The sequence below is a fragment of the Enterococcus sp. HMSC072F02 genome, assembly GCF_001837725.1.
GTDB lineage: Bacteria > Bacillota > Bacilli > Lactobacillales > Enterococcaceae > Enterococcus_B > Enterococcus_B lactis.
Genome location: NZ_KV833965.1, coordinates 2,711 through 24,989 on the forward strand (window position 1 = coordinate 2,711; position 22,279 = coordinate 24,989).

The following is a 22,279-nucleotide window of genomic DNA, read 5'->3' on the forward strand; positions in this document are numbered from 1 at the left end:
TCCACGTTGTCGCCTAAAGCAGCGATAGCATCCAAATCATTCTGAATGTACAGAATATTATTCAAATTTTTTAATGAGCGGTAAGCCTGAGTTCGCCAAGTTCCCTCATCGAAATGTGAATCTGTTACAATCCCTAAATTAAAAGCACTAGGATTAATTTTTGCTTTGAGTTGTTCAAGTGCTTTCACGAAATACAGCCGAGGCAACGTCTCCCCGGCTTCATCTGGGAAATTCATCGGCTGTTGTCCATGAAGCAGTAATATTGTGATTATGACTATTATTCATTGCCACTTTAAGTTTTAATGTCCCCGAACTAGTCACACTTCCAAAAAAAACATCAAACATTGCAGGAACATAATGAGAAACTGCTACATCTGTCGTGGGACGAAATCCTTCAGGAAATGTTATAGGAGTGAAAATCTTATTATTACTAGCATCAGCATTATCTAACGTTAAAACAGAACCACTTAGGCTTACGGTATCCCCTATTCGTGTCAGATAAATGTCACCTGACTTAACTTCTGATAGATCACCTGTAGAAAAATGTTTTGTTACCATGTTCGAATCATAGAAAGCTTTGGTCGTTTCCGGAGTCATTAATTTTGTGTTATTAACTCCGAGCTTTGCTTCCTCATCGGTTGCTAATCTTGCATCTGTTTGCTGAGTTACTCGTTGTGGCGTCATAAATTTGTCGGCAGCCATTCCTTGTTCTGCTTCAGTTTTCGTAGCTGTTGCAAAATTATCTAATCGATTGGTACGTCCATCAATCTCCGCAATTTTATCAATCAAGTCGCTAAAATCTTTATTTTCCACGATTCCTGAAATCAAATTTTTGTACCTCTTGTAGTACTCGACTAACTCTTGTAAATCCCAAAAGTAATTTCCTTCCCAAATGTTTTTGCGTATACCAGGAAGCACACGATAATTGAAACGCATCGTACTAAATAAATCAGATTCCGGTTCTTCGCTGTCGGCGAAACTGAACCACGCTTCAAATTCTCCGACCTTTTGTAGAAATGGATCGATCAGTGTATAAGAAACGCGACTACTGTCATAATAAATAGTTTCTACTTTATCTCTTACTTTGTAAGGACCAATTTGCGCATTGAAAAAGACAACTTTACTATCAAAATTTAAAAGTTGTCCTTCTTCAACTATTTCAGCCTCGAAAATTTGGCTGTTTTTATCATCTTGAATGATACGAATAAGCGGAATATTATTATTTGGCTCTGTCGTACTTAAAATTATTTTATGTTTAGGCACTTTCTTACCTCCTTAAAAATCAATGTAATCTCTTGCATTATGGAAATGACCAGAAGAGGATGGATAAAATTCATCCATAAATTGGAAATGAAGATGTTCTCCAGTGGATGGTCCTGTTGTCCCCATTAGTCCAATTTGCTGACCTGCAGTTACTTTTTGACCTTTTGAAACATCCACACGGCTTTGATGTGCATAGCCTGTATACATTCCATCAGCATGTTTGATCACTGTCCAATTTCCATACCAGTCATAATAGTTGGCATCCCCTGCAACGATCACTTCACCATCTGCTGATGCAAAAATTGGTGTATTAGGATTTCCATTTACAAGGTCAATACCGTTATGAAATTCTTGCGCGCCTGTAATTGGAGAAGTGCGCCAGCCAAATTCGCTCGTCACTGTGATTGGATCCGCAATTGGTTTTATATACCCTTTCGATGCAGGAATTTCTAAATTTTTGAACTTGTCATACCATTCTTGTGCCCATGTCGTCCGTTCTGGATGTGGATCACGTGGACGTTCAAAGTTAGCCACGAATGCTTGTGCTGCTGTGTTGATATCGGTCAGATTCATGAATTGTGTCCATGTGTAAGGATAAGCACTAGTTGCGATCCATTGACCATTCGGCGCATGCCACATCAACAATTTGAACTGCGCCGTGATCGTGTCTGGATCATCATTGATGCCAGCCTTTGTCATTAAATTGATCATGTAGACACGTCCGCTAGTTGCGCCAGAAGAATCCGTCCATTGCCATACACCATAACCGAACCCAGGCGCGCCATTACCCTCATCAGCGGTTGGATTAGCATCCGATTCTCCTTGTGCATTGCCAAGTAAGGCTGCAGCAGCTTGTTTAGTAAAGCCAGCACCTATTGCCATTGCCCAAATCTGCCAATAACGTTTATCCCGATCAGTAGTTACTTCTGGTGGATATTGTCCATTCCAACCGTTATCGTTTCCTCCAGTATTGTCTCCTCCATTATTGCCTCCACCGTTTGTATCGATTTTAACGCCATTCACATATAATTCTTTGACATCTAGACGGCCATCTATGGTTATATTTCCTTCTGAAAATTTACCATCACCGTAAAGATTATATTTGCGCTTATCAGCAGTAACGTCTGCTGGAATTTGAAAAACAGGATTCCCTCGATCGCCGCCGTCCCCAGCGTTAATGGAAAAAATATAGTTTGGTTCTTTCCATACAGCAAAGCCATTTATTTTTCCGCCACCATAAGTTGCTACGATGGATCCAAGCGATTCTCCGTGAACATCGTCAAGCCCAGTTGAAATGACCTTTTTTTCAAAAGAAAGTTGTCCTCCTTCTGCCACTAATTGGAAATCTTTATCATCCAATGTCTTTAAAGCTACCCCTTGCACGAGAATACCTGAAAGAATTCCTGCTTTAATAAAATTAGCATTGAAAGTTCCATCCAACGTCCACGCAGTCGTGCTATCGCCATTGTGTACATCTTGGATTGTTTGCCATTCACCTTTTTTACACTGTTTGAAAGATATTCCTGAGTTATTTTGGACCATAAAAAAGCGTGATCTAGGAATGTTAGGTCCATCCATATAAACAGTTTCATAGATTTCTCTACTATCACTAACACCAGCTTCAATTCCATTTACCCAATAAATAGAACCGCCATTATCTCCTGCGCCTCGCATAATGTCATCTTGATATTTTCCAATCTCTGTCGATTCGTAAAATGTCATTTTGCTAGATTCTAAACTATTAATATTATTGACAATAGAAGCCGTTTGTTTTCTAACATCTTGTGTTAAATTATCCCCTAGTTCGATATTCGTTTGACCGGTAAGCCGATTGAATGTAGTTTTATAAATACGAGTTTTATAGTGATAACCTTTATCGTATCTGTGAATAGTCACTGTATTTCCTATCACATCTCCTCCAGTGACTTCAGCTTTGAATTGTACTAACGGTCTAGCAGAATCTATTAAGGTTGAATAAGTATTTTTAAGTAATTCTGTTGGATCATCTATATCATCAAACACTACTACGGTTTCTCGTTTTCTCATTGATCCATCTTTTTGTGGTATCCCATACTTTTGAGTTGATTCCGGATCTTCAAGCCAATTTTGGCCTTTAGGCTTATCTAAAGGATCACCATTCGACTTTTTCCATTCAACATCAGTGAATTCAATTCTTCTACCGTATCCGTCACCAACCTCTTCGCCTCGCCCACGACCTATCATTGAAGTTGAGATTGAGCTTCTATCTATCTCTCTTACAACTGTTAATGCTTTACTACCATATACGAAACGTGTATTCGATTCTTCGCCAATTTGTTCATATACTTCGATCCATTTATCCTTTATTCCATCAGAATTCAAAGAACACCTAAAGACAAATTCCATACCTAAGGTTTGCAATTCTTTCAACGCTTCTTTTACAGAGACATAGTAAAAAGTTGCAGTTACTGTTGGTAACATTGCTTCTACGTGACCAACGCGCCAATTTCCTTCAGTAAATTCAATCAATCGATCAAGAACATTTTTTAAGGGCTGCCCACTCGGCCTAATATCTTTGATGATGTAAGCATCTAATTCATTTGTCGCAAATCCTAACCCTGTAAACTCTAATGTTTCAAATGGGTCGCTAACTTTAGTAATTCGATACAACGAAAAAGACGACTCGTTTTCACGAATCGCCATATATCTTGCATCCTCTATTTCTTTATCATATTTTGTCGTAACGTAAAGAGTATCTTTCATTAGATCACTCTTATCAGAAATAATTTCTTTTTCTTGGGAGACTTCAATCAAACTTCTTGTATTTTTTCTTTTAATAAGTTTTTGCAAGTGATCAAAGAAATAAACTGTCTCACTCAAATTGTCGCCCCCCTATAGAATATTTTAAGGTTTCCATTATTGCTAGTTATCTTCTGACCTTGCTTAAGATAAAAGTTCTCAAAATCACTTTCTAAATCAATCATAGAAGTACAATCTTCTCCGTTTACAGTTACCTGCTCATCGGAAAAATCAAAAACCAACACGTCTCCTGTTTTTATTGCCGCATCAGTTATCGTGATATTTTGTTCTCCGTTTGTAATTTTGATTGAATTATTCATGGATAAAGTAACTTCAATTTTTCTTGGTGTTATAGGAAACTGTATCGGATTTCCAATATAGCCATCACTAACACATTCTTTCGTATACTTTAGTGGATCCGCACAGAATACATTAAAACTCGAAATAATGGAGTTGGAGTCTCCTGGAACAGTATCAGTTGATGTATAGCGACCGTAGTAATAATAATCTAATTCATCATGAAACCTAATTTCCACGTCTTCATTCCGGTATAAATAATTCAACAGTTCTTTGAATTTAAACTGTAGTTTTTCTGGATCTCTATCTTCCAGTTTGTATGTTATTTTTAGTGTTCTTGAAGGTATTTTCTGATTTGTAATGATTGAACCAATTTGTATCTCTTGCTGTTCAACTTCTACAGAAAGCATTTCTCTACCTTCCACCGTGAGTGTTTGATACCCCTCAATCAAATCTTCTAAATACATTCCATCGTACATCATGGCAGACGTCGGAAGGAATCGTTTAGAACTAGTGAGATTAATGGTTGTATCTTTGAATGAGTACATTTTATTTTCTCGTTGATCCAAAATATTCCCTCCTAAAATTCCAGATTAATATCTGCACCTTCGCCCATAGCTTGTGAAATATCATCCATAAACAATCTAAACGATTGTCTTCCAAGATTGATTTTAAATACAGCTGGTTTAGTAGAGCCGCCCATATTTACTTTATGTTCAACTTCTGCACCAATGTTTTTATTTGCATTTTTCAGATTTGCAGCTATATCTACATCAGGATTTGCATTGAAAAGTTCCGCGATAAAGTCTGCCATACTTCCAACAGTATTCTGTACGTCATTGAATCCTCCTGTCAGTCCTTTATTCAGACCGTTCATAATAGCCTGACCAGCTGGAATCAATAGCTTTCTATCGTATTGGATAGGTCCTTTGTGTTCACGAATCCAATCACCAATACCTCCAACAAAATCTTGCACAGATTTCCATGCATTTTGTAACCCTTCTAGAAAACTATCCATGATAGCTTTTCCGGCTGCTAGTAAATCGATATTTTTCAAGTTATCAAACCAGCCAGTTACTCTATCAACCGTATCACTAACAGCATTTACTAAATTATCCCATGCCTCTTGAGCACCATTTACTAAATTGTTGAAAGTATCTATAGTACCTTGTTTTAGGTTTTCCCATCCCTGAATGATGTTATCCTTAGTTCCAATAACTAGATTAATAAACCAAGCTTTGAAAGAATTCCATAAATCTTTCGCTCCTTGAATCATATTATTAAACAGATCGATTGTCCCTTGTTTTAGGTTATTCCATCCCTGTTTAATACTATTTACAATATTGTTAGTTGTCTCTTTGATCCATGTAGTAAAAGAATTCCACACATCTTTGATGGTAGAAGTCAACACATTCCAGATATTTATCACAGTATCCTTTAAGGCTGTGTAATAACCAACAACTATATCTACAAACGTCGTGATAATGTTTTGGATATTTGTAGTTAATGTAGTCCACAGCATCGAAGCATCTTCTTTTAACTGATTAAAATTGCCTGTTATCAAATCAATCAAAAGCAGAATTGGACCCATTACAGCAGTTTTTATAATTTCCCATGCAGAGCCTGCGATTGATCCAATTTGAGACCATAGGTTCGTAAAGAAATCAATCATTGGCTGAAAAACGTTTTTTATGGCAATAACATACGGTGCTAGAATGTTTACAATTCCTTCCCAAGCGGAACTGGCAGCTTCTTTGATGCCATCCCATATACTCGAAAAGAACTCTTTTGTTTCAGTCCATTTATTCTTGATCCAATCTGCCGCTTTCCCAGGAGCTTCTCGAATTGTAGTCCAAACATTGTCTGCGCCTTCTTTAATGGACTTCCATAAATTGTTAAACCATTCTCCTGTAGATTTCCATGCATTCTGAATCCATTCTACTGCCGAGCTTACAGCAGACTTGATTCCCTCCCATAAGCCAATCCAAAAGTTTCTAAAATCTTCACTCGTATTCCAAAGATAGATGAAACCTACAACGAGTAGTGCTACCGCAGCTATAACCAGAAAAACCGGATTTGTAAGAAGACCCATTGCTTTACTTAATCCACTAAACAATTTTGAACTTTCACTTAAAGCTTTAAAAGCTACTTTCACCCTATTGATCCATATAATTACTGAACCAATCATAAAAATTAACGGTCCTATAGCAGCAACAATTAAGCCGATAGCAACCACTAATTTTTGAGTTGATTCTGGTGCACTCACAAATTTCTCTACTAAGCCAGAAATAGCATCTGCTACTTTTCTGATGGATGGTGCTAGAATCTTTTGAATCACAATAGCTGCTGACTCAAAAGCTCCAAACATTTGCTCGATGGAAGAATTCATATTATCCTGCATGGTTCGAGCCATATTATCAGCTGCACCATCAGAATCTTTCAGCGATTTAGTTAATTTACCTAATGAGTCAGGTCCCTTATCAATCAAGGCCATCATCCCTGATAATGATTCTTGCCCATATAGTGTTACTAAAGCATTTTGTTGTTGTTCAGGCGTCAGGCCTTCAAAAGCTTTTTTAAGTAATTCTACTTGAGTTTTTAAAGGTTTCATTTTACCGTCAGCATCATAAAACGAAACACCTAAATTATCCATTGTATCTTGCATAGCCTTTGTTGGCCTTGCTAACCTAGACAATGCTCCTCGCAACGTTGTACCTGCTTGAGAACCCTTAATGCCTGCGTCACTCATAATACCAATAGCTGCTGCAGTTTCTTCCAAAGAAATCCCCATTGAATTAGCTACAGGAGCAACATATTTCAATGCCTCTCCCATGTCTCCAACTTCAGCATTGGTATCCGCAGCAGCACGAGCAAATACATCAGCGACATGTCCTGCTTCACTTGCTTCTAAACCAAATCCTCTCAAAGCAGTAGCAGTATTTTCAGAAGCTAGAGCCACATCCCCTCCAGATACAGCTGCCAAGTCTAAAAGACCCGGCATTGCTTTCATGATTTCTTGTGCGCTAAATCCAGCAGAAGCAAGATTTTCCATGCCGGCAGCCGATTCTTTTGCGCTAAAAGCAGTTTTTGCTCCTAGATCAATCGCTTGCTGTTTCATCTGTTCAAATGTGTCGCCTGTTGCTCCTGATATAGCTTTTACACGACTCATTTGTGCTTCGAAGTCACCACCAACTTTAGCAGCTGCTACGCCTACTCCTATAAGAGGAGTGGTAATATACTTTGTCATTGCGGCACCAGTACCTTGCATCACTTTACCTACAGCGGTTGTCATACTATTTGATTTCTCTTCAAAAGTCTTAACAGCATCTTGCGCATCTTTAAAAGTCTTTACAAATCCACTATCCGTGGCTTTTAATAAGGCTTCAACAGAAAATTGTTCCATGATTTTCCTCCTTTCCTCAAGAGTTAGCTTTAGTTAGTAAGCTTTGGAATTTTTTATCTTGTTTTGAAAGTTCGGAGACTCCCATGATTGAATCTTCGATTTTTTGATAATTGAAGAATTCTTCAAAGGATCGATATACAGGAACTGTCTTTTTGCCTACTTTTTTCTCTGCTTGAACTTGCTGATTTGCCCACGCTAATTCGTGAATCAACTTTTCTTTGTCAAGCCAAGATAACTGGGCTGCAGTCATACGAATGTTGTATTCATATAAAGTCATTCTTTCGATATCTGAGATATTGTTTATTCCCAAATATCGAAAAGAATTGATAAGAATTTGTTCGTATGCCAGTGCAGAATCTATTCCGCTTGTTGTTTTTCCGCTTCTTTCAATTTCTGATTCAGGTTTCGGACCGCTAACTTTCCCGCGTTCGACTCCGCCAATTCTTTTAGGACTTCATCAAACAATTTTTCGATGTCTTTAACTTCATCGATGTAATCATCCATTTCATCCAACGTAATAGTTTCTTCTTCTGTTCTATTTGCTATTTCTAAGACTCGTGACAACGTGTTGACATTATAAGAACGTAATTCCGGTAAGACTTTTGCTGAGAGTCCCATTCCGAATTCCATATTTCCATCGATGAAAGGCATCACTTTGTCTAATTCACGTACAAATTTAGTGCCAAATTTAAACGAATATTCTTTACCTTTAATTTTTAATTTCAATGTTTTTCATCCTCCTAAAATAAAAAAGAGAGCATCTAAGCCCTCTTATGCTCCTGTCGAAGTTGCTTTCACGGTATCTTTGAATGCATATTGAACAACATCGGCTTGATCTTCTGTCAAGGTTGCATAACCATCTTGACCAACACCATTTACTGCAAATGATAAACTTAATTCAACGTTATCCTCTGCAGCAGCCGATGGAGTAAATTCAGACACATATGCTTGGTAATAAGTAGCTTTGTACTTATTTGCATTATCATCTGTTCCCTGTTCTGCTTTGTTGATTTCCCAAATTTCAATGATATCGCCATTTAATAAGGCTTGTTTCATTTCATCTACATGAGAATCTCCTTTAGCAACTATTGAAGTAGCCGAAAAATCATATTCAACCGGGCTTAAACTTTGAACGTTTCCGTCTTTTGTCACTGTAGAGTCTGAATCTCTTGATAATCCATTTTCATGTTCTGTTTGAAATGCCATTTTCCAAGCAGCTTCCTGAGTTTCTTTTTTCAATAAGCGATAAAGCAAAATGACATCAATACCTTTTAATGCTTCCATGTTCTTCCTCCTATCTAATTCTAAATTCAAGTGTGACAACCGCCCGTTTTAGCGGTGTATTCGTTGTTGTGTCGTCCATCACTTGAATTCCACTTGCTTGATAATTTAAAGCCCAATAATAGCCTTCTGTGGCTTCTATCAATCTAGCTTCATTAAAAAGAGCAGATGCCATATCTGACACCTGCTTTCGTTTCTTCTGTAATCCCCAGACGGATAAAACTACAATCACAGACCCTTTAATGTCAGTTTTATTTACTTCATGGATTGTCTGAGTGTTCTCAAATTCCACAAAAGGATAACCAACATCCTCTAAAGTTTTGTAATCGTACGTTTTATATCCAAGTTTGTTTTGGGATATTTTAAAAAGTTCATCAAAAATCGACTGATCTCTTGTCTTAATCATCATTTCACCAAGGCTTTCATTTCAGCCATAAATTTGACTTTTTGATAATTAAAAGCTGGTCTAATATAGGGCTGGGCCGACATAAAGCGAGTTCCATATTCTACATAAGGAGCATAGTCTGCTGTCGATCCTACAATACCAGTTAAACCAGCTTCTAAAAGATTCATGTTTATTGATCTTCGTAAGTATCCTGTATCCACTGGCGCACCTTTTTGCATTCGTTCAGTCATTTCAGCAGTATTGCTTTTCACGACTTTTTGAACGTCATTAAGCGTTGCTACTTTTTTCAGGTGTCGCATCAGCTGATCGATTCCTTTATATTCAAGTTGTGCCTTCATCAAGAACCACCTCTTGCACAATTAAACTATTTCTATATACTGGATTTCTAGCTGTTGTTTGTTGCCAAGTCTTTCCTTCAATCTCGATATAGTCAAATGTAGGGATAGAAAAAAGAGGCTGTGTCCTAATGACCTTCGCCCCTTCTTCCACACTACCAAAAATAGTCACACTTCTATCAGTGCCAATATCTGTCACGTTTGCCTCTGTTCTTGTTCTTTCTGGTTTTCCTTCAACCCACTCACCGAGATCTGGATCATATTTAGAGTCAGATGAACGTTTAACAAATATAATTTCATCTGTAAATCTCATATAAATTTAAACCTCCCTCGCTTTGGCTTGTACAACTCTTCCTGATCTTTACGCTTAAATTCGTCAATCTCATTTTGATACTCTGAAAAATCCGAATCAGGAAAAGCCATAGATAAACCTTCTTGAGAATATGACTGCATACCTTCTTGACCAATTCTATTGAATCTTTTCAACGACACTTCATATACAACTGTTTCAAATTCTTTAGGAACTTCTTGCGTATTTAACAAGGTTTTCATACGCTCATTCGTTCTTCGCTCAATAACTTCAAGCTTTTCATCTAGTGTTCCTTTAAGAAGTTTTTTAATATCCTCTGCAATCGTCATATTTTTACTTCCTAACTAGCAGGTTGACCTGTCACATTGATTGAAGTAGTGAATTCTCCAGAAGTAAATGTGAATGTTGCTGACCCTTCTGCTGCAATCGTTCCATCAAAACCACCATTTTCATTTTTGGTCACTGTTGCGATAGCTCCATCACTTGAAGTTGCTGTAGTAGCTGCAACAACAGCAGCTGCATCGCTAGCATCTGCAGGCACAGTTGAAATAGTAAATGTTTTAGTATCGCCTACTTTACCGGTCCATGTCTTTTGATTTGGCACAATACCGGTAGCAGGCGTTACGCTTTTGGGGAAATCTTCCCAAATGCTTCATCTTTTACAATCATAAATCCAACATCCATTGTTGCACGCAAAGCAATCAGTTCTTGCTCAAACAAGTTAACTGGGGTTCCATCTTCATTAGTTAAAGTAGACAATTGAGCTTCTTCAGAAATCTTAAATGAAATATTATATGGGATTCCATAAAACATGTAATTAAAGTCTCCAGCGTAAAGAGTTCCTTTATCTAAAGACTTAAGGTCTACTACTGGTAATCCGTCAATTGTATTAGCAGAGCGATCATAAATAAACTCAACATTTGACCCTACTGTTTGAGCTGCAGAACGTAATTCTGTACGATTTTTTCGGTTTGAAATAAACGCATTAGGTTCAAATTCATTTTCTGCTAATTTGTCTTCTAAGGCTAGGATATTATCATAAGTCAATCCGCCTTCAACCACATTCCCCGCACTAATAACTGATCCGTCTAGTGACTGAGGAAATGGGTTTTCTTTATTTAATAAGGCAGCTGCATCAAATTTTTTATAGAAGGCTTCAGCAATTTTTGGCTGCATCTCCTCAAAGAAATCTGATAATTTATAATTTAAATATTCACGAGAAACCGGAAGAATGACACCGAGTTTTTTTGCAGTCATCGTAGCTTGCATCCATTTAGGTTTAGACGTTTTAATTTTTTCACCTTCACCCACCCAGTATGCGCCTGGTCCTTCTGCAAAGTATTCAAATTTCTTTTCTTTGTCAGTCATTTCTTCGTATTTTGCTAACTGCATGATCTTAGAATTTTCCATAACTTCACTCAAAATGAGCGTATTATATTTATCAGGAATTTTTCCCTCTTTCGTTTCATATACCAAGACATTATCTGGATCCCATGTTTGAGCAAACATTTGCAAGTTCATTGGTAAAAGTTGTTTCTTTTTCATTAAGTTTTCCTCCTATTTGATAATTCGATTTTTAGCAGCTAGTTTAGCCACTGTTTCTTTAGTATTTTTCGATGCTGTAAATTGTCCACCTTCATTTGGTGGTGTTTGTCTTGCGTTTTCTCTCTTAATCAAAGAAGCAAAGTTAGTGATGACTGCTACAGCTTGTTTTGTGGCATCTGCATCATCAGAAACAATCAGACCAAGTAAATCATCATCGTGTGGTAAATTGGCATCTGTCAGCATTTTAGAAGCTTCTTTCGTCATTTCAGATAGTGCCTGTCCACGCTTTAATTCAGCGATTTCAGCTTCTTTTTGTTCCAACTCATGCTGTAGTTTTTCTTCCGCATTCATTTTTGCCAGCTTTTTAGCTTCTTCTTTTTTTGCTTCTAGTTCTTTTTCCCACGCTGCTTTTGCTTTATTCGTCTCAGCAGCGATCATTTTCGCTACTTCATCACGAGAAAATGTTTTGCCAGCAGTGTTTTCTCCTTTTGCTTCGGGCGGTGTCTCTTGTGAGCCAGCTGGTAGGTTTCCTTGTTGTCCCTCATCACCAGATCCACCATCTCCTGGTTCAGAAAAAAATTGTAAGTTCATTGGCATAAATAAACGTTTTTTCATGATTAATCCTCCACGGTTACGCCGCTACCCGATAAATTTGACCAGTTACGCCGGTCAGCCGAAAATAGCTTTCTCTTTAACGCCTGTAAGCTGTAAGAAGGCACAATAAAAAGCCGTTAATTTGTATTAACGACTTGATATTCGTTCTATATAAGGTGCTGTACTGCATCGACAAAATGGATGCATATTAGGAGCGTTACTTCCTGGCTGCATATCGGCAACATCAAAAACTTGATTATTTAACGGTATACATAGTTTGCACGCCGTTGGTTCTGCTATATAGATGTACTGGGTAATGCCTGCATCTCTATAACTTCGTTCTTGAATCCCTACCTGAACTCTAGTCGTTTCAGTCACCATCAAACGTTGAGTGTTGAACTTAGTGTTTTCTCGTCCTTCAGCTGTTAAATATTCTGCCAATTTAGATGCAAGTTGCTTGGGATTTTTCCCCATCGTTATACTTCTCAGTAACAACCTATCTAATTCTGATTTCAATTCAGATTGATACATCCATAAGCGATCACTAAAAGACACGTCATCACTCAAAAAGGAGCTGTTTATTACTAGTTCTATCAGCTTTGCATATCCACTTGAAGCAATAGTCATTTCTAAAATGCCGGCTTGTCTCTTCAATTCAGCTAAACCAGCTTTTGTTAATTCATTCGAAAAGTACTTATCCAATTCATTAAACAGTGAAATCAGTTCAAGTCCGATATTAGCTTTTAAGAGCTCTAATCTATTTACACGCATCGTAAGATTGTATAGCTTTAATTCTTGGTTTGCTGTAGGAGAAAAATCTTTCTCTTTAACATACTTCTTTGCTTTGCGAGCGAATGCTTTGACGTCCATTTCACTAGCACGCTTCATCGCTTCGCTACGAGTGATTTTCTGACCATTGGAAAAACTATCCCACTGCGCGTCTATTTCTTTTTGTATCGCATCTTGCGCGTATTGCATGCGACTTTTAATTTCTGCCATGCGCTTTTTATCATCTTTAATTTGTTGCTTTTGCCATTCTTTTTCCCGTTTGATCCAATATTCTTGGGAGTTCATTTAATCACTCCCCTGTTTCATCTTTTTTGTTGTTAATTACTTCTTCAACATCTGAATCAAAAATACCAGTCTGCTTTTGCGTTTCTTTATTTACTCGTTTCAACTCTGCCTGTACATCTGGAACAAAAGAAGCGAGTCCTAAGATCGTCTCTTGACTGAGTTCAGCTCCAGCATCAACCAAAGATTTCAACTCTTCCAGAATGGCTTTAGGTAGATTAGGCGTAAATATTACACGTAAGCCTTTCAAATCGGAGTTATCCATTTCAGAAATACTTGATTTTAGGCTAAATAAAAGACGATAACGCCGCATAAGGCCTTTTTTGAATAGCCTTTGCTTTGTTGCCGTCATTTGTTCAAATCCAAATAATTTATATTTCATCGCTTCTCCTGATTGCACTCCGGAAAAATTGTCATCAGTAAGATCAGGAACCATTGAGATTTCGTGGATATCCTTGCGTACTCTGTCTTTGTATGCTTCTACACCGTTCACATCATATTGTTTGTAAATATATCCTGCAGTCACACTTGTTTTATTACCGTTCACATCAGTTCCAGATTCAAGCAAAAGCATATTCGCTTCTTTCTGCTTGATGGCGTCCTCTGTGGATAGTCCTGCTGCTTCAATATCACCACTAATAACTAGAAGAGCATCGTTTAGATCAGTCATATAGTTGGCGGTATCAGACTGCCCTGCATCGTATAGATCAATCAAAGATAGTACATCTTCATACAAGCCCATCCGAAAACGATTAGGAGAATACTCTGTAATAGGTACCTCTTTATATTCATGCGGTTCATCTTGAGGATTCTTTAACTCAATTGCTGTTAGTGTCGTCTCATCATAAGTGATACTTTTTTCTTTTGTGTATACAATTGGTTGAATGTACTGTTTATCAGCATCCTTGCTGAATCTTGTCTTAGGATACCGTACAGCCAAAATAGGCTCTCGTTTTACTGTAGTATCATATACAACAAACGTTTCAAATACATTAGCCAAATCAACATAATCTGTATCATCTGAATCTCGATAGATAATCTCATAGGCTCTCCCATACTTATCCATATCAAGCCAGAGTTCAGCATTTAACCCATCTATGTCGTTATTAGTATTAAACTCTTCGATTTCTTTTTGTTGATTTGTATCCTCGATTTGCACTTTTATGGGATTGCCTGTGTTGTACCCAACATCAAACGTACAAAGAACTTTTCCAAAGTTATGTGCTGATCGGTGATCCGCTTTTTCCTTTTCTCTACGTCTACGGTTATCCATGATATTTGTATTTCTAGCTTTGTAATAATCATCTAATACACTAAGCCGCTTTACCTGATATTCATGATGATGTTTTATCATTGCTGCTAAAGTATTTGAATCGTTAAGTAAATCTTCTGCTGAGCTAAATCTATAGTGAAGATTTGATTCTACGCTAAACTTTACATAATTTGTGTTCACGTCGTTCGAATAATGTATATCAGTACCGTATTCAAATTCGTTTACCTTATCCATTTCTCACACTCCTTAAAACATTCTTCTGATTTTGTTCCGCTGCTCTTTAGTAACGGTTGATTTCTTTTTGGCCCACATGTCTTCGTTGAAGGCGTATCTTGTCGCATCAATCGTATGGTTATCTTTATCCTCTAACCTTGCCTTAGGATTTCCGTCTCTATCTGTTTGGTAATCGATATTTTCAAATTCTCTTGCGATATTTGGTGTACGAAGTGGATCAATACATATGAAATCTAGATCATCTAACCACTGTTCACCATATTCGACAGAATCAGGTCCTTTTTTCACGCCTTTTATTCCTTTCATGCCATGTTCATTAACTAATTCAGCATTACTCTTTGGCTCTGCGCTATCTGAAAATATCTCCTCATTTTGGTAACCTTTAGATTTAGCTTTGTTTGCAAATTCTCTATTGCTGATCTTCACGCCGTAAATTTCATCGATTGCATAAATACCGTTTTTCTTTTTGTCATAATGCCATCTGACGAACGCTAAAGGATCCGTTGCATATCCATAGTCCAAACCGTTGCGGATGTTATCAAAGTTAGAGATCATTTCATCTGTAATAGAACCTTTCTTAACTTGTAGATTATCAAAAGGTACAACTCCTGACCCCACAGCTTTACCATCATATTCCCACTCAGCCCTTCTTGGATTCCTTGCTCTAGTTGCCTCAACTTCTTTCAGAAATTCCTTAGAGATGAATGGATTATCCCGATAGGTCGAGTGATGAATAAAAGTGTTGTCTGGTTGAAAAGAAGTCTCATATTTTTTATTTACCCAAGATTGTTTTCTCTTAGGTGGATTGTAGCTGTAAAAAAACTTATAAAAAAGACCATCATCTAATTCTCCACGTAAAAGGGAGTTCGTGATAGTCGTGACTTCATCTTCTGTTTTAAATTCTGCTAATTCTTCAATCCAACCTATAGCAAATGGAAACTTGCTATCTTTTAAAGACTTGATTCTTTCTGGGTTTTGAGCACCACGAAATATCATATAATTCCCTCTTGGAAGATAAGTAATTTTAAGTGGTGACTTATTAAACTTAAATAGGCGCGATACTCCCTGCTTCTCAATTGCCCATTTCATTTGTTCGTAAATAGATTGCTCAAGTGTATTATCAACATAACGTATACCTACAGCATTCACTGCATATCTCATAAGTAACTGAGTAACGATATGCGCTATATCTGATGATTTTCCTGAACCCCGGCCACCTTTACAAACTATATTAAGAATATCTTGATTTAAAGTTGCTCTCCATACTGAATGAAACTTCGGCGGAAGAAATTCAGATAGTTTTTTAGCCATCATCATCACTACTTATATCATCAATGAAAGTAGGTATTTCAGAAATTTCAACTTTCTGCTTATCTACAAATGCTGCGTTTATTTTATAATAGTGCTCAAGTGCTTGGTTACGTTCTTTGAAACCTGCTGAATATTCACTCACTTCACGTTCTATGATTTCGTTTGTATAAGGATCTCTCTTAACAACTTCAAAGCGTTGTGGTTCTCCTTTTGCAATAGAAGCAGTAATAGCCAAAGCTTCTTCCATTGTTAAATGCCTCTTAGTTTGAACTTCTTTTAGCTTCTCTTGAATGTAGTCGGATACTTTTCCACCTTTTTCCACCAATTTTTCTTGTGCATTCTTAGCGTAGTTTTCTTTATAGCCAGCTTTCAGTGCTGACCGATAAGCATTACCTGTGATGATGTACTCATCAGCAAAGGCTTGTTGCTTAGGATTCAACTTACTCATTTTCCATCACCACCTTTGTTATATGTTAATGATATTTTTTTATATTTGTCTGTATGTTCTGCTCACTAAAATATCCATGGCCACAGTAACGAAGATTGTACTTATCGATCTCTTTCGGTGTAGCTTCTCTGGTCATTTCAATGATGGAGTACTTCCCTTTGATTTGTACAGAACGCACAACACGCACTGAACAATCATCAATGGTTCGAGGATATTCATTAGTTAGCGATATATACCAGTAGTTCCTCATTATGCAGCCTCCCTTATGTAAAGAAAGAGCCTAGCATGTGCTAGACTTTAATACATTCATTTGATTTTTTGAGATAAGTATCTACATAGATTTCACCTTTGTCCCCGTTCAACGTAATTTCAAAATACGGTGCTCCTTTTAAGCTAGCGCTGACTAATGCTTTGCTATTCTGTAGTGTTTTACACGACCACACAACAAATATATCAAAATGAGGCACTGCACCACTTGGGGCTGCAATCTCAATTTCAATTTTTTCTCGTACAATAGCCTTGCATTTTTCGATAAACTTCTCATGATTCATTTTCAAAATCCTCTCTTTTCTAAAATAAAAAGACCACTCGAAGAGTGATCTAATATGTAATGCACAGGCAGGGACGTTTCCGATCCTGTGCTTGAGTCATTTGACGATTCATTTGTACCAAATCCCAAAACTCAATCTAACCTAACCAATTATGTAATAGCAACCTACACGCAGACAAGTCTGATACTTCCTGCACCTCACCACTGCCACATCCCTCGGTTGCTAATTGACAGGTGCATCAGTTGAGGTTCCCAGCTCTGACACTAAACCCAATGATAGGACATCTCTGTCAGATATAGTCCGTTTGAGTCGCTTTGCAGTAACAACTTTCCTGTCAATAGTTGTTATGCACCAGATATTGTGGGCGCTTGTGTCCCGATATTTAAACGTTTCTGAATAAATCCATCCACGCCAAACGTTCCTGCACGTTGTTTCAAGTCGCTGGCAAGGAATCGAACCTTGCATGGTCAAATCATAAAACGTTAAGGCTATCCCTCGACGTATTGACCTTATTTTTACGCGTCTACCCTTTCCGCCACAGTGACAAATTAATATTGTGAAAATAAATATTAAGCGTATAATTTTATTTATCAGTAATGAATTACTGAAATAAATTTAGGAAGTGTTCTATGAAAAGACAGAAAGTTCTTTCGCCTACCATTCGCAGTATTGGCTGGTCCAGCGATTACAATGTTTTAGAAGTAGAATTTATTAATAATTTCATTTATCAGTACTATTACATAACCAAATCTAAATATTTGAACCTTATGCACTCACCATCAATAGAAACTGGCCTATTATACTTAGGAAAAATTCATCCGTATAGAAGAGTGTTTCCATAACACACTATGAGTTATTTCTTTTGTAACTATTTTTAAGATGTGATAGGATTTTATTGATATAGTCACTAACCTGTACTAGCGGAAACTAGTGCAGGTTTTTTATTTTCTAGAAGAAAAACTGATAATGTTAATACAAAAACGTAGCAAAATTTTCATTGTGAATTTTTATACTACGCGTATAATTTTAGTTATCAGCGAGTGGTCCGCTGAAATAAATTAAAAGGTGGTGAAAAATTTGTACTTTGTTATAAGAGAAGCAACTAATGGCCAATATTACTTCGTTATTAAGTCCAATAACAATGAAGTAGTAGCAACTAGCGAAACATACTTGACTAAATATTCCGCTGAACAAACCATTAATTCTATAAAAAACGGAATCACCAAAGACTCTCAAGTTATCGATATGACTAAATAAGACGACTAACTTCATTTGCTAGGGAGTTCATTTCAGCTGCTTTTTCTACCAAAGCAGTTGAGATACTTTCTAGCTTTTCTGATTTAACAGAATTAAATACTGGCGTCTTGATACTAATCGATACATCTTGACGAGGATCAGGACTCGTTGCTCTATTTTTTTGCACCACTGATCTGTACTTTTCTACTGAATGATACTCAATTACTTGTTCTAAATGTTTTTTGTACTCTTTACATACAGCTTCTTTTTGGATCAATTCTAAACGTTGTTGCTCAATAATATCAATCAACCGTTCCCGATCCATACCTTGATACTTTATTTGCTCAACTTCCATTCGTTTTCCCTCCAATACATAAATTAATAGACAGCAGCGGATGATAGATAATAAGAACAATTTAGAAGGAGTTGAAATTCACATCCTTATTCTTAATATTTCCGCTACTGTCTATCGAAGCTTAATTGTGAAACAATAATAAAACGATGTTCCTTTTATTATTATTTTGTCTCAGACCTATCACTAATCTTTCGACACTACCATAATATCACTGGTAAATAGCTAAAAACCGCCATCATTCCGCCAAAAAACCGCCAAATTATTTATAAGCAATTATTCTTCCATGTTTATACGCTTCTGCAAACTCTATTAGAGCTTCTGATTTCATCCGTTGTATGCTTCTTTCTGAATAACCCACTTCACGGCTAATTCTGTAATTTGAGAAGCTATCTGGCACACAGAAGCTGTAGTAGAGTATCTGACGACTAATCAGACTAAGAGCCATCAAAGCCGCTAAAATCGCATCTCTCTCTGCTTCTATGTCCATCATCTGAATGATTGCGTCCTCTGCCTTATTGCCGTGCTTCGGTGCCTTCGGCATATCCGTAATAATCGGCGACTTAATATCTATCAAAGAGCGACCTGCCATCCGCTCCAAACGCCGAAAGTTCTTCAGCACATCTCTCGCATTGCATCTTGTCTGTTTGAAATCTACCTCTCGTAACAATTGCATCAAGTCAAACCGCTCCTTTATGTGATATAATAAACTTGTCTGTTTTATTATGTTAGTCGGAGCGATCCGGCTTTTTTATTTGTCATTGATTAGTTCCATATCCACCAATCGAGCCACTGCTAAATTCTCTTTGCTTTTAGCTGTCCATTTATCGCATTCCATCGTGTTTTCAATACGAATGATTGCTGAGTGATTATAGAGATGCTCTACATATCCACGAAACGGATAGATGAACCCTTCTGCTTCGCAGCGAACCATGTCACCGACTTTGACTTTTGGTTTCTTACGTTTTTTAGGATTCTTTGTCGGCATATCTAGCATCAAACCGCCAATACCATGACTACTAGCGTAAAATCCGTCTTTTAGTTTCATCTCATTTCCTCCTCAATCGTCCAAGCATTTGTAAATTTCTCTAAGCTTATTAGTTCATCTTCATTTAAATATCCGTAACCATATAAGGATTCTAAAAGGTCTTCTTTTGAATAGCCTCTAAAATCAAGTCTGAGACCGCTTAGGATGTATACAAAGGTTTTATTTCCATAAAACTTGATTGTGTATGCTTTCATCCCGCTTCCTCCTGTTTTAATCCCCATTGAGCGAATGCTGTTAGGACTTCGAATTGCTCTGGCTCTGATAAAGAAACAAAAGATTTGAACACCTTATCGTTAGCCGAAGAAACATATATATAGTTAGTTAAATTAGAAAGAATTTCGATAGGTGGCAATATTAAACCATTTTCTTGAATTCTCTGTTTCTTCAACCACTCCAACACGATTTTCTGGTTGTCGTTGAGTTCCGAATGCTCATCAGTAGCTGCTACCTTGTCATATAATTTTTGTAAGTCTGGTGCATCGTCAACCATCGCAAAAGATATTTCTGACAATACTTTCTCTTTAAATTCGCTCATCTTTCTACCACCTCTTCCACTGACAATTCTTTGCCTAAATATTCAGCCTTTACAAACCATGTATCGCAAGCAGGATTAATGGCTGTTGCTCTTCTTGAATTATTTAAGTGACTGCTTTTGGTACGGTATTTAATCATTGGCGTTAATCCTGTCCACATTACGCCATAGCAATAACGGTATTGATTTCCTTTTCTCCACCAGCCGATTTTCCAATCATCTAACGACTTAAACCCACTCATTATATTGCCACCTCTTCCACTGCTCCACCAATCGTTTGAGCAGTTCGATCAGCATCTGATTTCGAATCGAATATCTTAATCTCTTTATTGTCGTCAGGAATAATCAACGCGCCTCTTCCTTGATACTCAACGAAATAGCCTTCGCCTAGTTTAACTCTGTACATAGGCTCTTTCTCGACCTCGTAGCCGTCTATCCAAGCACGAGCAAACGTTTCTTGATTATCTTCAATCCATCTATCAGCCTTGCTATACTCAACACCGTAGAGGTTCCACGGCTTGAATGAAATAGCTAGACTATCGCCTTTCTTTTTAGCGTATTCTATCCACTCCGCCACAAACTTCGGCACCACTGGCTTCTTCGGTTCGTCTAGTGTTACTTTTGGTTGTTCCTCTTTTAGTTTAAATTGATTGTTAGATATGCTTAAATAGCTTGGATGCCAATCGTCACCATCATCATCTCTAATTGCTGGTTCGTTGTCACTATCCAAAAATACTGGATATTCTTTACCTACTGTCCACCATTGTTTATCTGATTTTGTACAAATATATGTTTGACCTTCTTTAAAATCTAATGTGTTCATTCTTTTTATTCCTCCTTACCCAAGTTCGACTTCTATCTCGTATTTATCAATCAATTCCTGTTTATTCATCGCTGTTCCTCCATTTGTGGCAATCCAAGTCCGTTCATAACGTTACGATTTACTGAATTTATAGCATTCACAGTTAAAATTCTTTGCCAACGTTTATTTCTAGGAGACCATCTCAATGCAGCTTTTTTTAATAAGGCACGTACATCATCCGATGGCTTACCATGAGTAACTAAATAAAGTCGATTGTTTTCTACATCAAAGCCGTATCCTGCTAGTTCATCATGATCCACTTCTTTGTAGAAACCTTTCCACCCTTTCTCTACTGCTCTTTCTTTACGTTTTTTATCAGTTTCAATCTTTTGATCAATCATAACTGGATCAAACATCTTTCTCGTATTCTCAATATAACGAGCATGCTTACCATTTTTTGAATATAATTCACTTTCTAATTGATAGATCCGTTCTTCTTCTTTTTGTTTTCTTCTAGTAGGATAATTTGCTGGTCCGCAAATCATCACTGATGGAATGGTTGTCGCTTGTAGAATATTGGTTTTTAACTTGACAACTAGTTTGTTATAGTTCACTAGACGTTCATTAAATTGCCGTTCATTTTCTGGAGTTAGAAACTCGCTAAATTGTTCTACAAAGCTTATAACGTATTCTTTGATTTCTTTGTTGAAATCTTTCCCCCTGCTAAATGAGGTCAATTCCTCATATCGCTCTCCAACTTCCTTAGGTATCTTATAAACTAATTCGAAATTTCTTTCGATTACACTTCTGAAACTTAAATTCATTATTTCTCCTCCTACTCAAATTCCACTTCTGTACCATAGATATTCCAGATGACATTTACATGTTCGTTGACATCCTTTTTGTCTTCTTCCTTGATCCAATAAGGCGGTTCCCCATCTCTCAAAGGTACCCCTATGCCTTCGATAAATGTTGACTTGTTATGGATTACGTTATATGCGACGTGCTCCGCTAATTCGTCAAGTCCATCTAAATCGTAGAAGTATTCGCTAAATCCTTCGAACCATTCTTCATTGAAAAATTCTGGATCTAATTCAACTTTCAAATTATCTCTTCGTACCATTTCAAGCGATATTTTCTTCATTTTTTCTCCTCCACATACCTAAATTGTCGTCCTTTTGAATCAATCCATAAGCTCCTAGCTCTATC

Annotated in this window: 31 protein-coding genes and 1 pseudogene; 2 read left to right on the forward strand and 30 right to left on the reverse strand. The window is 37.2% G+C overall.

Features of this window, described 5'->3' with window-relative positions:
- The 21 genes and pseudogenes from HMPREF2731_RS09190 to HMPREF2731_RS09290 form a co-directional block, all read right to left on the reverse strand.
- A pseudogene (locus HMPREF2731_RS09190) lies at positions 1–236 on the reverse strand (hypothetical protein); the annotation flags it as partial.
- On the reverse strand, positions 220–1,263 hold the full coding sequence (locus tag HMPREF2731_RS09195; protein WP_256337596.1) for a BppU family phage baseplate upper protein: 1,044 nt from the start codon (positions 1,261–1,263) through the stop codon (positions 220–222). The gene HMPREF2731_RS09195 and the pseudogene HMPREF2731_RS09190, both read right to left, overlap by 17 nt.
- Before the next feature lie 12 nt (positions 1,264–1,275).
- Positions 1,276–4,122, reverse strand: coding sequence for a phage tail spike protein (locus HMPREF2731_RS09200; RefSeq protein WP_070872837.1), 2,847 nt, complete (start codon positions 4,120–4,122; stop codon positions 1,276–1,278).
- On the reverse strand, positions 4,119–4,907 hold the full coding sequence (locus HMPREF2731_RS09205; protein WP_305367090.1) for a distal tail protein Dit: 789 nt from the start codon (positions 4,905–4,907) through the stop codon (positions 4,119–4,121). The genes HMPREF2731_RS09200 and HMPREF2731_RS09205 overlap by 4 nt, the downstream gene beginning before the upstream one ends.
- A gap of 11 nt (positions 4,908–4,918) precedes the next feature.
- Complete coding sequence (locus tag HMPREF2731_RS09210; RefSeq protein ID WP_070872839.1) at positions 4,919–7,741, reverse strand: phage tail tape measure protein; 2,823 nt, start codon at positions 7,739–7,741, stop codon at positions 4,919–4,921.
- A 16-nt stretch (positions 7,742–7,757) separates the two neighbouring features.
- Positions 7,758–8,018, reverse strand: a complete 261-nt coding sequence (locus HMPREF2731_RS09215) for a hypothetical protein (protein WP_002332769.1) — start codon at positions 8,016–8,018, stop codon at positions 7,758–7,760.
- Between the two features lie 80 nt (positions 8,019–8,098).
- Positions 8,099–8,467, reverse strand: coding sequence for a tail assembly chaperone (locus HMPREF2731_RS09220; protein ID WP_002293018.1), 369 nt, complete (start codon positions 8,465–8,467; stop codon positions 8,099–8,101).
- A gap of 45 nt (positions 8,468–8,512) precedes the next feature.
- Positions 8,513–9,025, reverse strand: coding sequence for a phage major tail protein, TP901-1 family (locus HMPREF2731_RS09225; protein ID WP_002323702.1), 513 nt, complete (start codon positions 9,023–9,025; stop codon positions 8,513–8,515).
- A gap of 10 nt (positions 9,026–9,035) precedes the next feature.
- Positions 9,036–9,428 carry a hypothetical protein gene (locus HMPREF2731_RS09230; protein ID WP_016631462.1) on the reverse strand — a complete coding sequence of 131 codons (393 nt, stop codon included), beginning with the start codon at positions 9,426–9,428 and terminating at the stop codon, positions 9,036–9,038.
- On the reverse strand, positions 9,428–9,766 hold the full coding sequence (locus HMPREF2731_RS09235) for an HK97-gp10 family putative phage morphogenesis protein (protein WP_070872840.1): 339 nt from the start codon (positions 9,764–9,766) through the stop codon (positions 9,428–9,430). The genes HMPREF2731_RS09230 and HMPREF2731_RS09235 overlap by 1 nt, the downstream gene beginning before the upstream one ends.
- Positions 9,750–10,076: a hypothetical protein gene (locus HMPREF2731_RS09240; protein ID WP_002342964.1), complete on the reverse strand. Its 327-nt coding sequence runs from the start codon at positions 10,074–10,076 to the stop codon at positions 9,750–9,752. Before HMPREF2731_RS09240 ends, HMPREF2731_RS09235 begins: the two co-directional genes overlap by 17 nt.
- On the reverse strand, positions 10,073–10,402 hold the full coding sequence (locus HMPREF2731_RS09245; protein WP_010725226.1) for a phage head-tail connector protein: 330 nt from the start codon (positions 10,400–10,402) through the stop codon (positions 10,073–10,075). The genes HMPREF2731_RS09240 and HMPREF2731_RS09245 overlap by 4 nt, the downstream gene beginning before the upstream one ends.
- 11 nt (positions 10,403–10,413) lie before the next feature.
- Complete coding sequence (locus HMPREF2731_RS09250) at positions 10,414–10,677, reverse strand: hypothetical protein (RefSeq protein ID WP_002343457.1); 264 nt, start codon at positions 10,675–10,677, stop codon at positions 10,414–10,416.
- Between the two features lie 17 nt (positions 10,678–10,694).
- Positions 10,695–11,618, reverse strand: coding sequence for a phage major capsid protein (locus HMPREF2731_RS09255; protein WP_002322711.1), 924 nt, complete (start codon positions 11,616–11,618; stop codon positions 10,695–10,697).
- Between the two features lie 12 nt (positions 11,619–11,630).
- A complete protein-coding gene (locus HMPREF2731_RS09260) occupies positions 11,631–12,233 on the reverse strand; it encodes a DUF4355 domain-containing protein (protein ID WP_070872842.1) in 603 nt (200 codons plus the stop codon).
- 126 nt (positions 12,234–12,359) lie between these two features.
- Positions 12,360–13,286, reverse strand: coding sequence for a minor capsid protein (locus HMPREF2731_RS09265; protein ID WP_070872844.1), 927 nt, complete (start codon positions 13,284–13,286; stop codon positions 12,360–12,362).
- Positions 13,287–13,290: 4 nt separating this feature from the next.
- A complete protein-coding gene (locus HMPREF2731_RS09270; RefSeq protein ID WP_070872846.1) occupies positions 13,291–14,790 on the reverse strand; it encodes a phage portal protein in 1,500 nt (499 codons plus the stop codon).
- A 12-nt stretch (positions 14,791–14,802) separates the two neighbouring features.
- Entirely contained in the window at positions 14,803–16,101 is a 1,299-nt protein-coding gene (locus HMPREF2731_RS09275) for a PBSX family phage terminase large subunit (protein ID WP_070872848.1), read from the reverse strand.
- Positions 16,094–16,549 (reverse strand): terminase small subunit, encoded by a 456-nt coding sequence (locus HMPREF2731_RS09280; protein WP_070872850.1) that lies wholly within the window; start codon positions 16,547–16,549, stop codon positions 16,094–16,096. The genes HMPREF2731_RS09275 and HMPREF2731_RS09280 overlap by 8 nt, the downstream gene beginning before the upstream one ends.
- A 25-nt stretch (positions 16,550–16,574) precedes the next feature.
- On the reverse strand, positions 16,575–16,799 hold the full coding sequence (locus HMPREF2731_RS09285) for a hypothetical protein (protein WP_070872852.1): 225 nt from the start codon (positions 16,797–16,799) through the stop codon (positions 16,575–16,577).
- Between the two features lie 40 nt (positions 16,800–16,839).
- Positions 16,840–17,100 carry a DUF6275 family protein gene (locus HMPREF2731_RS09290; protein ID WP_058138351.1) on the reverse strand — a complete coding sequence of 87 codons (261 nt, stop codon included), beginning with the start codon at positions 17,098–17,100 and terminating at the stop codon, positions 16,840–16,842.
- A 629-nt stretch (positions 17,101–17,729) separates the two neighbouring features.
- On the opposite strand from HMPREF2731_RS09290, the gene HMPREF2731_RS15550 reads away from it, so the two are divergent.
- Positions 17,730–17,942 carry a KTSC domain-containing protein gene (locus HMPREF2731_RS15550; RefSeq protein WP_083325486.1) on the forward strand — a complete coding sequence of 71 codons (213 nt, stop codon included), beginning with the start codon at positions 17,730–17,732 and terminating at the stop codon, positions 17,940–17,942.
- Between the two features lie 223 nt (positions 17,943–18,165).
- Positions 18,166–18,357 carry a YegP family protein gene (locus HMPREF2731_RS09295; RefSeq protein WP_002305388.1) on the forward strand — a complete coding sequence of 64 codons (192 nt, stop codon included), beginning with the start codon at positions 18,166–18,168 and terminating at the stop codon, positions 18,355–18,357.
- Here the strand turns inward: HMPREF2731_RS09295 and HMPREF2731_RS09300 are convergent.
- The 9 genes from HMPREF2731_RS09300 to HMPREF2731_RS09340 form a co-directional block, all read right to left on the reverse strand.
- Positions 18,350–18,691, reverse strand: coding sequence for a hypothetical protein (locus HMPREF2731_RS09300; protein WP_002338895.1), 342 nt, complete (start codon positions 18,689–18,691; stop codon positions 18,350–18,352). The genes HMPREF2731_RS09295 and HMPREF2731_RS09300 overlap by 8 nt on opposite strands.
- Positions 18,692–18,950: 259 nt before the next feature.
- A complete protein-coding gene (locus HMPREF2731_RS09305; RefSeq protein WP_002304479.1) occupies positions 18,951–19,364 on the reverse strand; it encodes an ArpU family phage packaging/lysis transcriptional regulator in 414 nt (137 codons plus the stop codon).
- A 75-nt stretch (positions 19,365–19,439) separates the two neighbouring features.
- Positions 19,440–19,736, reverse strand: coding sequence for a hypothetical protein (locus tag HMPREF2731_RS09310; RefSeq protein ID WP_070872854.1), 297 nt, complete (start codon positions 19,734–19,736; stop codon positions 19,440–19,442).
- Positions 19,733–19,930, reverse strand: coding sequence for a hypothetical protein (locus HMPREF2731_RS09315; RefSeq protein ID WP_070872855.1), 198 nt, complete (start codon positions 19,928–19,930; stop codon positions 19,733–19,735). Before HMPREF2731_RS09315 ends, HMPREF2731_RS09310 begins: the two co-directional genes overlap by 4 nt.
- On the reverse strand, positions 19,927–20,271 hold the full coding sequence (locus tag HMPREF2731_RS09320; RefSeq protein ID WP_070872857.1) for a hypothetical protein: 345 nt from the start codon (positions 20,269–20,271) through the stop codon (positions 19,927–19,929). The genes HMPREF2731_RS09315 and HMPREF2731_RS09320 overlap by 4 nt, the downstream gene beginning before the upstream one ends.
- The gene (locus tag HMPREF2731_RS09325; RefSeq protein WP_256337597.1) at positions 20,268–20,510 is read right to left on the reverse strand and encodes a hypothetical protein; all 243 of its coding nucleotides are present in this window, start codon (positions 20,508–20,510) and stop codon (positions 20,268–20,270) included. Before HMPREF2731_RS09325 ends, HMPREF2731_RS09320 begins: the two co-directional genes overlap by 4 nt.
- The gene (locus HMPREF2731_RS09330; RefSeq protein WP_083325487.1) at positions 20,510–21,091 is read right to left on the reverse strand and encodes a DUF1642 domain-containing protein; all 582 of its coding nucleotides are present in this window, start codon (positions 21,089–21,091) and stop codon (positions 20,510–20,512) included. The genes HMPREF2731_RS09325 and HMPREF2731_RS09330 overlap by 1 nt, the downstream gene beginning before the upstream one ends.
- 65 nt (positions 21,092–21,156) lie before the next feature.
- The gene (locus HMPREF2731_RS09335) at positions 21,157–21,894 is read right to left on the reverse strand and encodes a hypothetical protein (RefSeq protein WP_070872860.1); all 738 of its coding nucleotides are present in this window, start codon (positions 21,892–21,894) and stop codon (positions 21,157–21,159) included.
- A gap of 11 nt (positions 21,895–21,905) precedes the next feature.
- Positions 21,906–22,214, reverse strand: coding sequence for a hypothetical protein (locus tag HMPREF2731_RS09340; protein ID WP_070872862.1), 309 nt, complete (start codon positions 22,212–22,214; stop codon positions 21,906–21,908).
- Between the last annotated feature and the right edge of the window lie 65 nt (positions 22,215–22,279).